Source organism: Pseudomonas sp. 2995-1, from assembly GCF_002742505.1.
Taxonomy (GTDB): Bacteria; Pseudomonadota; Gammaproteobacteria; order Pseudomonadales; family Pseudomonadaceae; genus Aquipseudomonas; species Aquipseudomonas sivasensis.
Window position 1 is genome coordinate 239866 of record NZ_LJSA01000319.1, and the last position, 15071, is coordinate 254936.

Here is a 15071-nt window from a genome sequence, read left to right on the forward strand (position 1 = left end):
AGCCCTTGAATTTCAAATCTGTAATTTCTCAAGACTTTTCAGTGTGTCAAGATCATGCTAAAGTTATTGGTGTTGCTGAAGATGTGTTCGTGGCGGTCTTGAATCCCGCTTTCGGACCTAGTAGCTTCTTGTAAGCGTTCATGGGTAGAGGCTTTCAGAGCCAGCGTTGACTATATACTTGTATTTCTAGAGCCATTATTTATCAGTAAATATAATCGAATGGTTTCTAGGATGAGTTTTTTTGAAGTAAGATTTATGTGTTAAAGGGTTATGCCGCATGAATAGCGTTCTTAAAAATGTAGCGGCAAATTTTTTGGGGCAGGGTTGGGCTGCTCTTATGGGTATCTGTTTCGTACCCTTGTATCTTAAGTTTATTGGTATTGAGGGTTACGGGTTAATAGGCTTTTTCGTCATTCTATCTTCTGCTATGTCGATGCTTGATGGCGGATTTGGTGCTGTGGCAACTAAAGAGGCCTCTGTTTATGAGTCGGCTTCGTCGCTGGAAAAGAAAAAAGTTATTCTATTGTTGAGAAGTGTTGAGTGGGTTTTTTGGGGTATTGCACTCACTGCTGGTGCGGTGGTGATATTGTTAGCGCCGCTGATTTCCAATTATTGGTTGGATATAAGTCCTGATAAGCTGGATTCTGTGACTCAATCGTTAAGAGTAATGGGTGGGGCGCTTGTTCTTCAGTTTCCTATAGCATTTTACTATGGTGCTCTTACAGGTCTTCAGAAGCAGGTTGAATTAAATATTGCAACTTCCATCTTTGCGACTTTCCGTTCGGGTGGAACGGTGTTGGTCTTGTGGCTGGTTTCTCCAACGGTTGAATGGTTTTTTATTTGGCAGTGCGTAATAAATCTTTTGACTGTTTTTATTTTGCGTATTCAACTCATTCGCGAGTTGGCAGGCTGGACGGATTCTATTTCTTTCTCTCTTGATACGCTTCGCCGCCTTCGAGGTTTTGCAGTGGGAGTAGGGGCGACGAATGCACTTGCGTTTCTACTTATGCAAGCGGATAAGATAGTTTTGTCAAAGACGTTGTCATTAACAGATTTTGGTTATTACATGCTAGCTTGGACGCTGGGTACGATCGCTTTCAGGCTTATATCTCCAGTTTTCAATGCTTATTACCCGAAGATAGTGGCATCTGTTGCTTCTGGTAGTGCCGTAGAGGCATTTGGCTATTATATTAGGGCGAGTCAAATACTGTCGATGTTGGTAATACCGTTTTCTGTATGGATTGCATTTTACAGTCATCAGGTGCTTTCGTTATGGACGCAGGATCAACATATCGCCGCTGCGGCGAGTGGGCCCTTGATGATACTGGTTCTCGGCACCATGATTCATTCATTCATGAATATGCCTTATGCATTGCAATTAGCTCACGGATGGACGCGTTTCAGCGTCTGGCAAAACTTTATAGCTGCCGTTCTTGTGGTTCCATTAACGTATTATTTGGCTGCCTCTTATGGGTTGGCGGGCAGTGCTTGGTCTTGGCTATTATTGAATATCGGTTTTTTTACCTTCTGTCCTCCGATTGTCTTTAAGAAGTTAAATATTAAACCTGCGAAGACCTGGTACATAGACGCCATTTTTATTCCGTTTGTTATTTCGGTTTCGCTACTCTATTTTTTTAAAAGCGTTTTTGATCTACTCGCTATCGATAATCCCGTTGTGATGTTGTTGTCGCTAGGGATAACTTATGTTGCAGTGGCACTTCGTTTGTTTGTTTTTAGTGTTGATATTCGAAAGATAACGTGGCGAAATGCGGTGTGATATAGATTTTACATAAATGATAGGCTTACTTTGATAAGTAGTCGTTCGAAATTTAATGCAATGCAAGCTCGATTTTAAACAGATTGGGCTTTGTTTTCTTTCGGGAACAGACATATGCGAGTTGCGTTCGATCACCAAATATTCTCATTGCAAAATTATGGGGGGATCTCTCGTTATTTTGCTCGTATCGCCGAGCAGATGGTTAGCGCGGGTAATGATGTGGGTATTTTCTCACCTCTTCATCGCAATGCCTATCTGAAGGAGTTACCCGAGGGAATTGTTCGTGGCCGCTGGATGGAAAAGTACCCGCCTCATACGGCTCGGCTGATACTCGCTTACAACCGCCTTAAAGGGCGGTCGGAAATGAGTCGTTGGCAGCCTCAGATAGTGCATGAGACATATTACAGTCGCCGCCCAAGTTTTATCTCGGAGAAGTGCCCGGTCGTACTAACGGTTTACGATATGATCCATGAATTGTATCCCGAAAGCTTTTCATCTCAAGATAAAACGACCGCGCTCAAGCAGCAGGCTGTCGAGCGTGCTGACCACGTTATTTGCATTTCGGAAAGCACACGTCAGGACCTTATGCGGTTGTTTGCAGTCCCCGAGAGTAAGTTGTCAGTCGTTCATTTAGGCTTTGAGCAATTTAAAAAAGTTACCGGAAAAAAATATCGTAATTTATCCAGGCCCTATTTGCTTTATGTCGGCGCACGCTACGCTTACAAAAATTTCGCCGGATTGCTCCGTGCCGTAGCACGCTCCAAGCGATTAAAGTCCGATTTTGATATTGTCGCTTTTGGCGGCGGAGAGTTTTCTCAAGACGAACAGGCGTTGATGCAAAGTCTTGGTTTTAGTGCGGGTCAGGTGCGGCAGATCGGCGGTGATGATGCGTTGCTGGGGCAGCTCTATGAGGGTGCAAAGGCCTTTGTTTATCCTTCTGTTTATGAGGGCTTCGGTCTTCCACCTTTAGAGGCAATGGCGCACTCTTGTCCTGTTGTCAGCAGCAGCACCAGTTCCATGCCTGAGATCATCGGCAATGCGGGGGCTTTTTTTGACCCCGGTAATAATGACGAAATGGCTGTGGCGATAGAGAGAGTGGTTTACTCTGACAGCGAAGTTGCGAGGTTAGTGGGGCTCGGTCTTGAGCGCTTAAACCATTTCTCATGGCAGCGGTGTGGCCAGGAAACACTATCGATCTATAATTCATTACAAAGGTAATACTTTGGAATACTCAGAAAAAACCGCCCTGATTTGCGGTGTGAGCGGCCAGGATGGTGCTTATCTCGCGAGGCTGTTGCTTAGCAAGGGCTATACCGTCTGGGGTACTTCTCGGGATGCGCAGGGATCTTCATTCGTCAACCTCAAGCGACTGGATATCTTTCCTCGGGTGAAACTGCTGTCGATGGTGCCTGAAGACTTTCGAAGCGTTTTCATGGCTCTTAAGCGCAGTCAGCCTGATGAAGTCTACTATCTGGCGGGGCAGTCGTCGGTTGGTTTGTCTTTTGAGCAGCCCGCCGAAACGATCCAGAGTATTACCTTGGGTACGCTCAATATGCTTGAGGCCTGCCGGATGACAGAGCGTCCGATTCGCTTTTATCAAGCAGGATCAAGTGAGTGTTTTGGGGATACCAACGGTGAGCCCGCCGCTGAGGGGATGGCGTTCCACCCTCGTAGCCCTTATGCAGTGGCTAAGTCTTCGGCGTTCTGGTTGGTCGATAACTATCGTGAAGCTTATAATCTCTTCGCCTGTACAGGGATCTTGTTTAATCACGAATCTCCATTGCGCCCCTCTAGATTTGTAACACAAAAAATTGTAACGACAGCGAAACGAATTGCTGCTGGCTCTGATGAGCGATTAACTCTTGGACGCCTGGATATCGCTCGAGATTGGGGGGCCGCCTCAGAGTATGTCGATGCGATGTGGAGGATGCTGCAGTGTGATGAGCCGAGCGATTTTGTGATAGCCACGGGTCAAACCCATACGCTTGAAACCTTCGTTGCTGAGGCGTTTACACAGTTGGGCCTCGATTGGAAGGCTTATGTCGATCAATCCACTGAATTTTTCAGGCCTACTGATCTATTGGTCAGTCGAGCTTGCCCCGCTAAGGCCGAGCAGGTCTTGGGGTGGAAAGCCCAGTCGACGATGCCTGATGTCATTACCAGCATGTTAAATGCGATTTAATAGTAAATCTAAGAATTTTAGGACGTAGATATGACCCTGAAAAAAGCGTTAATTACTGGGATCACTGGCCAAGATGGCTCGTACTTGGCTGAGCTTTTGCTGGAAAAAGGCTATGAAGTTCACGGCATCAAACGACGCGCATCGTCCTTCAATACGCAGCGTGTTGATCATATCTATCAGGATCCGCATGTTGATAATCAGCGTTTTATCTTGCATTACGGGGACCTTACTGACTCGTCGAACCTGACCCGTATTATTCAGGAAGTTCAGCCCGACGAGGTTTACAATCTGGGGGCACAGTCACATGTGGCTGTGAGCTTTGAGTCGCCGGAATACACTGCTGATGTCGATGCGATGGGTACGCTGCGAATTCTTGAGGCCATTCGTTTGCTTGGGCTTGAGAAAAAAACCCGTTTCTACCAAGCCTCAACCTCTGAACTCTATGGCTTGGTACAAGAGACCCCACAAAAGGAAACCACCCCTTTTTATCCGCGGTCGCCGTACGCCGTTGCCAAACTTTATGCCTACTGGATCGTGGTTAATTACCGCGAAGCCTATGGCATGCACGCATGTAACGGGATTCTTTTCAATCACGAGTCGCCACGACGTGGTGAGACTTTCGTGACCCGTAAAATCACTCGTGGCTTGGCAAATATTGCTCAGGGACTTGAGCAGTGTCTCTACATGGGCAACATGGATGCGCTTCGCGATTGGGGTCACGCGAAAGACTATGTTCGTATGCAATGGATGATGCTGCAACAAGATGTTCCCGAAGATTTTGTTATCGCAACCGGCGTTCAGTACTCGGTGCGTGAGTTCATTCGCTGGTCTGCCGCTGAACTGGGACTGACCTTGCGTTTTGAGGGCACTGGCGTAGATGAGCGTGGCATCGTGGAATCTATTGTTGGCGACAAGGCACCTGCGCTGAAAGTCGGAGATGTACTGGTTAGTGTCGACCCGCGCTATTTCCGCCCCGCTGAAGTTGAAACGCTGCTTGGCGACCCTACCAAAGCGAAAACAAAGCTGGGTTGGGTGCCAGAAATTACCGCCCAGGAGATGTGTGCTGAAATGGTTCGCGAAGACTTGAAAGTCGCCCAGCGTCACGCGCTGCTGAAGAATCATGGTTACGATTTGCCGGTGTCGTTGGAGAATTAATATGTCACGTCAATTGAGCGAATGTGTTTTTGTTGCTGGCCACAAAGGGATGGTAGGTTCGGCCATTGTTCGACGCCTGCGAGCGTTGGGTTACACCAATATTGTGACCCGCGACAGGGCTCAATTGAATCTGTTGGATCAGCTTGCGGTAATGAATTTTTTTGCTGAGACCAAGATAAAGCAAGTCTATATGGCCGCTGCCAAGGTGGGTGGCATTCATGCGAACAACACCTACCCGGCTGAGTTTATCTACGAAAACCTTATGATGCAGGCAAACGTCATCCATGCTGCGCATCAGCACGACGTGCAAAAAATGCTATTCCTCGGTTCGTCGTGTATTTATCCCATTAACGTCAAGCAACCGATGCCTGAAGAGGCGCTCTTGACGGGAACGCTTGAGCCTACCAATGAGCCTTATGCCATTGCGAAGATTGCCGGAATCAAGCTATGTGAGAGTTATAATCGCCAATATGGACGCGATTATCGCAGTGCTATGCCTACTAACTTGTACGGTCCTAATGACAACTTCCACCCGCAGAACTCCCATGTAATACCCGCACTGTTGCGTCGCTTTCACGATGCAGTCGAAGAAGGCGTTGAAGAGGTTGTTATATGGGGTAGTGGTTCGCCGATGCGTGAATTCCTGCATGTGGATGATATGGCCAGTGCGTCGGTCCACGTCATGGAGTTGGATCAGAACCAGTATGGCGCCTATACCCAACCGATGCTTTCTCATATCAACGTAGGTACGGGCGAAGACTGCACCATTCGCGAACTGGCTCAAACCATCGCGAAGGTTACTGGGTTCAAGGGGCGCCTAAGCTTTGACAGCACAAAGCCAGACGGGCCGCCAAGGAAACTGATGGATGTTTCGCGTCTTGAGCGATTGGGGTGGCGTGCGAGCATCAGCCTCGAAGAGGGGCTTCGCGACGCATACGCCTGGTTCTCCGAGAACGCCTTGCACGCTCGCTCGCGCTAGCCTTTGTTGCTTGGGGTGGCTCGTCGGCTTGCGCATTTTTTCAAATGGCGCCGGCACCGTAAAGTTTAGGTTTCAGGCGTTGACCTGGTCCACTTTTAGTGGCTATTAGTGAGCGCGCTTATGTTGCGGCGTCGATCTCGGCCTTAAGGATGTTTGAATGTTTCTTCCAGTAATCATGGCGGGTGGCTCAGGTACCCGGCTATGGCCACTCTCCCGTCAGTTGAACCCCAAGCAGTTTCTCCCCTTGGTGGATGCCGATATGACGATGCTCCAGGCCACTATCAAGCGCCTTGATGGGCTTGAGCATGGGGCGCCGCGATTGATTTGCAACGAACATCATCGCTTTCTGGCTGCCGAACAACTTCGGCAGTTGGGTCTGGACGACGCGAACATCATCCTTGAACCGGTAGGCCGCAACACTGCCCCAGCTATTACACTGGCAGCCCTGCAGGCACTCGCTGAGCAGGATGATCCAATCATGCTCGTCTTGGCGGCTGATCACTTGATTCAAGATGTCGAGGCGTTCCAGAGAAGCATCGCTACGGCGCTTGCGCTGGCGGAGTCTGGCAAGTTGGTCACCTTCGCCATTACGCCTACGTCCCCTGAGACGGGGTATGGATATCTTCAGCTGGGTGCGCCTGTTGGATCGGGAGGGTTCAAGGTCAGTCGTTTCGTTGAAAAACCTGACTTGGTTACAGCTCAGTCCTACCTCGCTCAGGGCGATTACTTCTGGAATAGCGGCATGTTCATGTTTAGAGCCAGTCGCTATATTCAGGAGTTGGAAAAATTTCAACCGGAAATTGTGTCGGTATGTCGGGAAGCCTTGGCGGGTGGGCAACAAGATATGCATTTTACTCGGGTCGACAGTGCCATTTTCGCGACCAGCCCTGATGTCTCCATTGACTACGCAGTGATGGAGAAGACTTCAGACGCCGTCATGGTTCCTTTAGATGCCGGCTGGAGTGATATCGGGTCTTGGTCTGCTCTTTGGGAGGCAGGCGAGAAAAATGCAGACGGTAATCTGTTCAAAGGTGACGTGTTGTCTGAGAAAACCTCCGGCAGCTACGTTCATGCCACACATCGTTTGGTCACCACTGTTGGTGTAAACGACCTGATTATCGTGGAGACCAAGGACGCAGTCCTCGTTGCACACAAAGATCAAGTTCAGGAAGTTAAGAAGATCGTTGATCAACTCAAGGCGGGCAAACGCCACGAGCATACCGACCATCGCGAGGTCTATCGCCCTTGGGGTTTTTACGACTCTATTGATAGTGGCGAGCGCTATCAGGTTAAAAGAATTACCGTAAAACCAGGCGAGAAGCTCTCAGTGCAGATGCACCATCACCGCGCGGAGCACTGGGTGGTTGTCAGCGGTACTGCCCGCGTGACTAATGGTGATAAGACGTATCTCGTTACCGAGAACCAATCTACATTTATCCCTATTGGACAGATTCATGCACTGGAGAACCCTGGAATCATTCCGCTAGAACTGATTGAGGTTCAGTCGGGATCTTACTTGGGAGAGGATGATATTGTCCGGTTTGAAGATGTTTACGGCCGTGTAAAGGGTTGATGTGTTGAAAATTTCGATTATCACGGTCTCCTACAACAGCGAAAAAACGATCAGGGATACTATTGAGTCCGTATTGGCTCAGACGTATTTGAATGTCGAATATATAGTTATAGATGGTGGTTCAAAGGACAATACGATGGGTATTGTTGGTGAATATGCTGCGTCTATCGCAACCATCGTGAGTGAGCCGGATCGCGGCATATACGACGCTATGAACAAAGGTATCGCGTTGGCCACGGGTGATGTTATCGGCATTCTCAACTCCGACGATTTCTATGAAAGTCCTACATCGTTAGAGAGCGTTGCAGCCGCGTTTCGTCTGAATCCAGAAAGTGCGCTTGTCTTTGGTGATGTTGTTTTTGTAAATCCTGAGGACTTGCAGCGGGTCACGCGTGTCTATAGCGCTTCACATTTTCGCTCGTGGAAACTGCGATTTGGGTGGATGCCTCCCCATCCAGGTACATTTGTACGCAAAGAGGCTTACACCGACGTTGGCGCTTATTCCATGTTGTACGCCATCTCCGCAGATTACGAGATGTTTGTTCGCCTGCTCCTGATTAAAAAACTCAGATTTTCGCATATTGATAAGGTCCTGGTTCGCATGCGCTCGGGCGGCGTCAGTACCTCCGGTATAAAAAGTAGTCTGAAACTAAATCGGGAAATTGTTCTGGCGTGCAAGCGTAATGGGATATATACCAACTTGCTTATGGTGCTGAGTAAAATTCCATTCAAATTGCTGGAATACCTAAAGCGCTCGGGGACAAAGAACTGATGGACCATATCTTTATTACCGGAGCTACCGGTTTTTTGGGTAAAGATCTGATCCGCCGTTTGCAATCAGATAAGAAGTATCGCCTGTCTGCCTCCGTGCGTACCGCCGCGACAAGGTTAGATAGCGACGTTTCGGCCCATGTCATGGGCGATATTGATTCGACGACCGCGTGGGGGCAGGCATTGGCGGGTGTGGATGTTGTTGTCCACTGCGCTGCTCGTGTGCACATAACGACCGACGATTCTGCTGATCCGCTACAAGCTTTTCGTGACATCAATGTTAAAGCTACCTTGCACCTGGCAAGGGAGGCCGCCGCCGCCGGCGTTCGCCGTTTTGTCTTTATCAGTTCGATCAAGGTCAACGGTGAAGTGTCGCCGGCTGGCACACCGTTCTGCGCCGATGATGAGCCGAACCCGGCTGACGCGTATGGCCTGTCTAAATGGGAAGCCGAAAAGGGGCTTCTACAACTCGCTGAGGCCATCGAGATGGATATCGTCATCATCCGGCCAGTGCTTATCTATGGCCCCGGAGTAAAAGCAAACTTTTTGAACATGATGCGTTTTCTGTCCAAGGGAATCCCGTTGCCTTTGGGCGCCATACATAACAAACGCAGCCTTGTCGCGCTTGAAAACGTATCGGATCTGATTGTTACTTGCCTGGATCACCCTGCTGCCAGCAATCAAGTCTTTCTCGTCAGTGACGGTGAAGACCTTTCTACGACTGAACTATTGCGCAGGTTGGCACATGCATTACACGCACCCGCCCGCTTGATTCCCATTCCTTCGCGCTTTTTGACGTTCGTCGCTAAGCTATTCCGCATGTCTGGGCTCTCTCAGCGCCTGTGCGGAACGCTGCAGGTCGATATTCGCAAGACCCGCTCGCTGTTGGGGTGGGCACCTCGTGTCAGCGTTGATCAAGCTCTGAATGGTGCAGCTCGACATTATCTGGATACGAATAAACGATGAATTTTCTCTGGTTGCTCCCTGTCCTGGCGGGCATTTCCCTTCTGTTGACGTGGCAGCTGCGCCGTTATGCATTGTCAGCAAGCTTGATCGATACTCCGAACGCCCGTAGCTCACATTCAGTACCCACGCCCAGAGGCGGTGGCGTCGCGATTGTGATCAGCTTTCTCGCTGCTATGCCTGTGCTCGCTTTTGCGGACCTTATTCCCTGGTCATGGGCGTGGGGCATGTTGGGGGCTGGCCTGGGCGTTGCCGTTCTGGGGTTCATGGATGACCACGGGCATATCGCAGCGCGCTGGCGATTGCTTGGCCATTTCCTTGCAGCGGTATGGGTATTGTTTTTCCTTCAAGGCCTGGCGCCGCTAAAGATCTTCGGGCATTTGATTGACCTGGGTTGGCTAGGCAACTTCCTGGCTGTGCTTTATTTGGTGTGGTTACTAAATCTCTACAACTTCATGGACGGTATCGATGGTATTGCAAGCATCGAGGCGTTGTGTGCTTGCCTGGGAATGTGTGTCGTTTATGGCGTGGCGGGGCATGCACAACTGGTCTGGACGCCGCTGGTGTTCAGCATGGCGGTAGCAGGTTTTTTGTATTGGAACTTCCCTCCTGCGCGAATCTTCATGGGCGATGCAGGGAGTGGTTTTATCGGCATCATACTGGGGGCGTTTTCTTTACAGGCGTGTCTTATATCGCCTCAGTTGTTCTGGGCATGGCTGATAATGCTGGGTGTGTTTATTGTCGATGCTACCTTTACGTTGATACGTCGGCTGTTGCGTGGGGACAAGGTTTACGAAGCGCATCGCAGTCACGCCTATCAGTTTGCTTCCCGGCAGATCGGCAGGCATCGGCCGGTCACGCTGGCTGTTGCGTGTATTAATATTTTCTGGCTCCTTCCGGTGGCCCTGGCTGTAGTGTTGCTTGATTTAGATGGGGTTCTAGGCTTGGTTGTTGGTTATGTACCGTTGGTCTGGTTGGCAATAAAGTTTAATGCGGGTTCTTTAGAGCCAGCCAATACGCCCTGATTGTCATTAAGGCGCAGATGCGAATTAAGGTAGTCTGATAGTGAGGCCACCCCTGCCTTTTTTCAGGCAGATGTAACTTTGGAGAGTAAGGATGGATCGGCTGCGCACGCTGCTACTTGGCCTACCAAGGCGTTATAAGCGCGTTCTACAGGTGCTGACTGACATCGTTGTGGTGTGGGCCGCGTTGTGGATGGCTTTTGTCGTGCGCCTGGGCATCGACGAGATGATCAATCCGGTTAGACAGCATTTATGGCTGTTCATTGCTGCACCTATCGTTGCCATTCCCTTGTTTGTGCGATTCGGTATGTACCGGGCGGTTATGCGTTATTTCGGTAATGATGCGCTGATCGCGATCATCAAAGCAGTCAGCCTGTCATCGTTGATCCTGGCGCTGGTGGTTTACTGGTATAGCAACCATCAGAACGTCGTCCCGCGTTCGATTGTTTTCAATTATTGGTGGCTAAGCCTGATCATGATTGGCGGCCTGCGCCTGGGGATGCGTCAATATTTCCTTGGGGATTGGTTCACCGCCACCCAGCATGTGCCGTTTACAAATCGTGATGACGGCTTGATCAAAGTCGCTATCTACGGTGCTGGGTCTGCCGGTAACCAATTGGTCGCCGCATTGCGCATGGGGCGTGTTATGCGTCCTGTGGCGTTTATCGACGACGATCCCGGGATTTCTGATCGTGTTATCTCGGGTTTGCATGTTTATAAACCCCGGCATATTCAACAAATGATCGACGCGACAGGTGTTCAGGAAATTCTCTTGGCCATCCCCTCGTCCAATCGTGGTCGGCGGCGTGAAATCCTGTCCTTTCTTGAAGGTTTCCCTCTGCACGTTCGCAGTGTTCCCGGCTTCATGGATCTGGCCAGCGGACGCGTCAAGGTCGACGATATCCAGGAGGTCGATATTGCAGACTTGCTAGGACGTGATGCAATCCCAGCCCAAGGCGAACTTCTTGAACACTGTATTAAAAGTCAGGTTGTACTGGTTACGGGGGCAGGTGGGTCAATTGGTTCAGAACTCTGCCGGCAGATTATATCCCTCAAACCTACGACGTTATTATTGTTCGACCATAGCGAATTTAACCTGTACACCATTTTGTCTGAGTTGGAACAACGTATTACTCGCGAATCTTTGCCGGTAAAACTTTTGCCGATACTCGGGTCAGTACGTAACCAAGGCAAGTTGCTCGATGTTATGAAAACCTGGCATGTAGACACTGTCTATCATGCAGCTGCTTACAAGCATGTGCCGATGGTAGAGCACAATATCGCTGAAGGTGTGTTGAACAATGTCATCGGCACGCTCAATACGGCGCAAGCTGCACTTCAGTCTGGCGTGGCCAACTTTGTATTGATTTCGACTGACAAGGCCGTACGTCCAACTAACATCATGGGGAGCACCAAACGGCTGGCGGAATTGACGCTGCAAGCCCTGAGTCGAGAACTCGCCCCGGTATTGTTCGGTGATAAGGCGAATATCTCCCGCGTCAACAAAACCCGCTTCACTATGGTTCGCTTCGGCAACGTGCTGGGCTCCTCGGGCTCAGTCATTCCGTTGTTTCACAAACAGATCAAATCCGGTGGTCCCCTGACGGTTACCCATCCGAAAATCACGCGGTATTTCATGACGATCCCGGAGGCGGCCCAACTGGTCATTCAAGCTGGGTCCATGGGGCAGGGTGGGGATGTATTCGTGTTGGACATGGGCGAGCCGGTGAAAATTGTCGAGCTCGCAAAAAAGATGGTGCATCTATCCGGGCTCAGTGTGCGTTCTGACGAGAACCCTCAAGGTGACATCTCGATCGAGTTCACCGGCCTGCGCCCCGGCGAAAAGCTTTACGAAGAGTTACTCATCGGCGACAACGTGGTCGCCACTCAACACCCCATGATCATGAGCGCCAACGAAGATCATCTGTCTTGGGAAGTGCTTAAAGGCAAGCTCTCGGACTTATTGGCTGCCGTGGATCAAGACGACTACGCCCGCGTCCGTCAACTCCTGCGCGACACCGTCAGCGGCTACTCCCCAGACGGAGAGATCGTCGATTGGATTTACCAGCAACGCCGTCTCGAGCCTTGATTTAATACTCTGTTACTCAACCGTTTTTGACGAATTTCCAACATCACCTACGTTTGAAAAGCAGCTTCGGAAAAGCTGCTTTTCTTTCAACGATGTCATGGAGCGTCACCAATGCAGAACACCTACATCTCTTCGCTGATTTTCGCCGTTCTTACAACTCTCTCCGTCGCCAGCACCGCAGCCCCTTCCATCAAGCCTGAAGCCCCAACCCCTATCAGCGCTCAGATGGCCAAGGCCGAGCAATCCGCCAAGGTCAACCTTAACGCCGCAGACGCCGAGACCCTGCGTCGGGATCTGTTCGGTATTGGCGCTGCCAAAGCCAAGGCAATCATCGCCTACCGCGAAAGCAATGGCCCATTCACGGCGGTGGATGAGTTGCTGGAAGTGAAGGGTATCGGCAAGGCGCTGTTGGAGAAGAACCGCGACAGGCTGGTGATCAACTAAGCTCCAAGGGGCCGGTCATTGATCGGCCTCTTTCTTCTGTTAGTTCCGCGCTTCACGTTCCCCCGCACCACGTCTATGTTCCACCTCACCAATTGTGGGTCTTAGACTCTCCTGGCAAGGACTTATGCGCCTACCAGTGTCGACATCCTCCCCAGCCCCTCTGCGCCGCAACGCCCATCTCCCAGCGCCGTTTCAATTTGCTCAAGTCTTACGTCGAGAGGGTTCGGTATCGCACTGGGCTGGTCGCTCAGATCTATCTCGGAAAACATTGTTGGCAGCGGGAAGCCGTGGTCCGGGGAGGACATGTGCCGTTCCGACAGATAGTTGTCGACAAATGCATCCAGCGGTCTTTGCTGACTGAACAGGTTGTCGCGATGGGCGTTCAGGTCCGCAGCTGATCTGTGAAGGCCGGGCGCTTCCTTGATGATGCATGGGTGAGTTTGGGTTTTGTGACGATGTAAACAACGTATAAGGCGGCTCAAGCCACAGGCTGGCATTTTAACCAACCTTAACTTTTTACACCCATATGGCCCGTTCTGGAGGTTGGCATGAAACGTGATTACCTCCAGACAGAAGATTGTTCAACAATCATGAGGCGATGATGACACCCAATATGTCTTTAGCAGACCAGATTGCTTTGGAGCTGCGTGCCGACATCATCAGCGGTCGGTTGTTGCCGGGTATGGCCCTGGTCGAGGCGGATCTGGTCACGGCCTACAGTGCGTCGCGCAATACGATTCGCGAAGCCCTCCACCGTTTGGGGCAGGAGGGCTTGACCCGTTATGTGCGCAACAAGGGTGTGATGGTCCGGCGATTGGAGCGGGAGGAAGTTCGTGATCTGTTTGTTGTCCGCCGCACACTGGAATTGCAGGCCATCGCACAAAGCAAAGCGTTGACGGACGATCAATCTGAACGCATGCAAAACGCCATCGACGCCACTACCCTGGCCCGTGAGCGCGAAGATTGGCGTGCCGTGGCCACCCACAGTTTGTTGTTCCATCAGCACATCGTCGGGTTGATGCGCAGCCCCTTGTTCGATGAGTTTTTCGCCCGGGTCATCGCCCAGCTACGCCTCGTGTTTTGTGCGGCGCCCGATGAGCAGCGTTTTCAGTCACCTTGGCTTGAGCGTGACCGCGAGATTTACGCGTTATTGGTCCAGGCGAATAAACCCGCGGCAGGGGAGGCGATGAGCCTGTACCTGGAAGATTCCGAACGCCTGTCGTTGGCGTTGTTTACCCACCCCTGATCGAGGATGTGCACCATGTACAAAGATTATCCGGCCGCTTATCAGGTCAGCAAAGGCTCGGCGCTGCAGGTCGACACGGCGTTTTACGAGCGCATTCGTGACCGGGCGGATCAACGCACCTTGATCGAACAGTTTGAGGTGCCTATTCGAACAGGCAGGGCCTGGAAGGTGCCGGCGGGGCATGTGTTTCGTGTTACTACGCCAGTGGGCCCGCAGGTGGGTGACTTTAATGTCTGGAACGCCCACGACCCGCGGGAACGTCTTTGGGCGGCGCGCACCCGCCAATTGCAGGGCGCCCATGTCAGCACCCATGACCGATTGTGGTCGAACCTGCCGTTTCTGCGACCGTTGGTGACCATCACCGATGACAGCCTGGCCAGTTATGGTATCGACGAGCACGGCGGGCGCCTCCACGACTTACTCGGCACGCGCTGCGATCCCTACGTGAACCGGATGCTGACCGGTGAGGATTTCCATCACCACTGCCATTCGAACCTCACTCGCGCGGTGCTGCCCCACGGTCTTACGGAATTCGACGTGCATGACGTGTTGAATATTTTCCAGTGTACCGGCCTGAATCACGACGACATGTACTTCATGAAGGCGTGTCCGGCGCAGAAGGGTGATTACCTGGAGTTCTTTGCCGAGATTGATTTGCTGTGTGCACTGTCGACCTGCCCGGGTGGAGATCTGTCGCTGCCGATGTGGGGGCCGGACGCACAGGATCCGCTGACGGTATGTCGTCCGCTGGGCGTCGAGATCTACAAGTTGGAGGATCAATTGCTGAGCGGCTGGAGCCAGCCGGAGCGTGCTGCCTACAAAGGGCAGCACGGGTTGCATATTGCCAAGGCGGATTGGGAGTAAGCCTAA

The 15071-nt window shown here is 51.1% G+C and carries 13 protein-coding genes; all 13 read left to right on the forward strand.

Going from position 1 to position 15071, the window contains the following annotated elements; translation table 11 throughout:
• Positions 1 to 277 precede the first annotated feature (277 nt).
• The 13 genes from AOA61_RS07255 to AOA61_RS07320 all read left to right on the forward strand — a co-directional run bounded on the left by AOA61_RS07255 (position 278) and on the right by AOA61_RS07320 (position 15065).
• Positions 278 to 1777, forward strand: a complete 1500-nt coding sequence (locus tag AOA61_RS07255) for an oligosaccharide flippase family protein (RefSeq protein WP_099601440.1) — start codon at positions 278 to 280, stop codon at positions 1775 to 1777.
• Positions 1778 to 1891: 114 nt separating this feature from the next.
• Complete coding sequence (locus AOA61_RS07260) at positions 1892 to 2995, forward strand: glycosyltransferase family 1 protein (RefSeq protein ID WP_099601441.1); 1104 nt, start codon at positions 1892 to 1894, stop codon at positions 2993 to 2995.
• A gap of 4 nt (positions 2996 to 2999) precedes the next feature.
• On the forward strand, positions 3000 to 3959 hold the full coding sequence (locus tag AOA61_RS07265; RefSeq protein ID WP_095184200.1) for a GDP-mannose 4,6-dehydratase: 960 nt from the start codon (positions 3000 to 3002) through the stop codon (positions 3957 to 3959).
• Between the two features lie 30 nt (positions 3960 to 3989).
• Positions 3990 to 5114 carry a GDP-mannose 4,6-dehydratase gene (gene gmd / locus AOA61_RS07270; protein WP_032888934.1) on the forward strand — a complete coding sequence of 375 codons (1125 nt, stop codon included), beginning with the start codon at positions 3990 to 3992 and terminating at the stop codon, positions 5112 to 5114.
• A 1-nt stretch (position 5115) separates the two neighbouring features.
• The gene (locus AOA61_RS07275; protein ID WP_099601442.1) at positions 5116 to 6093 is read left to right on the forward strand and encodes a GDP-L-fucose synthase; all 978 of its coding nucleotides are present in this window, start codon (positions 5116 to 5118) and stop codon (positions 6091 to 6093) included.
• 157 nt (positions 6094 to 6250) lie between these two features.
• Positions 6251 to 7666 carry a mannose-1-phosphate guanylyltransferase/mannose-6-phosphate isomerase gene (locus AOA61_RS07280; RefSeq protein WP_099601443.1) on the forward strand — a complete coding sequence of 472 codons (1416 nt, stop codon included), beginning with the start codon at positions 6251 to 6253 and terminating at the stop codon, positions 7664 to 7666.
• Positions 7667 to 7670: 4 nt separating this feature from the next.
• Positions 7671 to 8438 carry a glycosyltransferase family 2 protein gene (locus AOA61_RS07285; RefSeq protein WP_099601505.1) on the forward strand — a complete coding sequence of 256 codons (768 nt, stop codon included), beginning with the start codon at positions 7671 to 7673 and terminating at the stop codon, positions 8436 to 8438.
• The gene (locus AOA61_RS07290) at positions 8438 to 9403 is read left to right on the forward strand and encodes an SDR family oxidoreductase (protein ID WP_099601444.1); all 966 of its coding nucleotides are present in this window, start codon (positions 8438 to 8440) and stop codon (positions 9401 to 9403) included. The genes AOA61_RS07285 and AOA61_RS07290 overlap by 1 nt, the downstream gene beginning before the upstream one ends.
• Positions 9400 to 10425 carry a glycosyltransferase family 4 protein gene (locus AOA61_RS07295; RefSeq protein ID WP_099601445.1) on the forward strand — a complete coding sequence of 342 codons (1026 nt, stop codon included), beginning with the start codon at positions 9400 to 9402 and terminating at the stop codon, positions 10423 to 10425. The genes AOA61_RS07290 and AOA61_RS07295 overlap by 4 nt, the downstream gene beginning before the upstream one ends.
• Positions 10426 to 10516: 91 nt before the next feature.
• Positions 10517 to 12511: a nucleoside-diphosphate sugar epimerase/dehydratase gene (locus AOA61_RS07300; RefSeq protein ID WP_032888943.1), complete on the forward strand. Its 1995-nt coding sequence runs from the start codon at positions 10517 to 10519 to the stop codon at positions 12509 to 12511.
• Positions 12512 to 12622: 111 nt separating this feature from the next.
• On the forward strand, positions 12623 to 12955 hold the full coding sequence (locus AOA61_RS07305; RefSeq protein WP_032888945.1) for a helix-hairpin-helix domain-containing protein: 333 nt from the start codon (positions 12623 to 12625) through the stop codon (positions 12953 to 12955).
• Positions 12956 to 13556: 601 nt separating this feature from the next.
• Positions 13557 to 14201 (forward strand): GntR family transcriptional regulator, encoded by a 645-nt coding sequence (locus AOA61_RS07315; RefSeq protein ID WP_099601447.1) that lies wholly within the window; start codon positions 13557 to 13559, stop codon positions 14199 to 14201.
• Positions 14202 to 14216: 15 nt separating this feature from the next.
• Entirely contained in the window at positions 14217 to 15065 is an 849-nt protein-coding gene (locus AOA61_RS07320) for a DUF1989 domain-containing protein (RefSeq protein ID WP_095184206.1), read from the forward strand.
• The last annotated feature ends 6 nt before the right edge of the window (positions 15066 to 15071 follow it).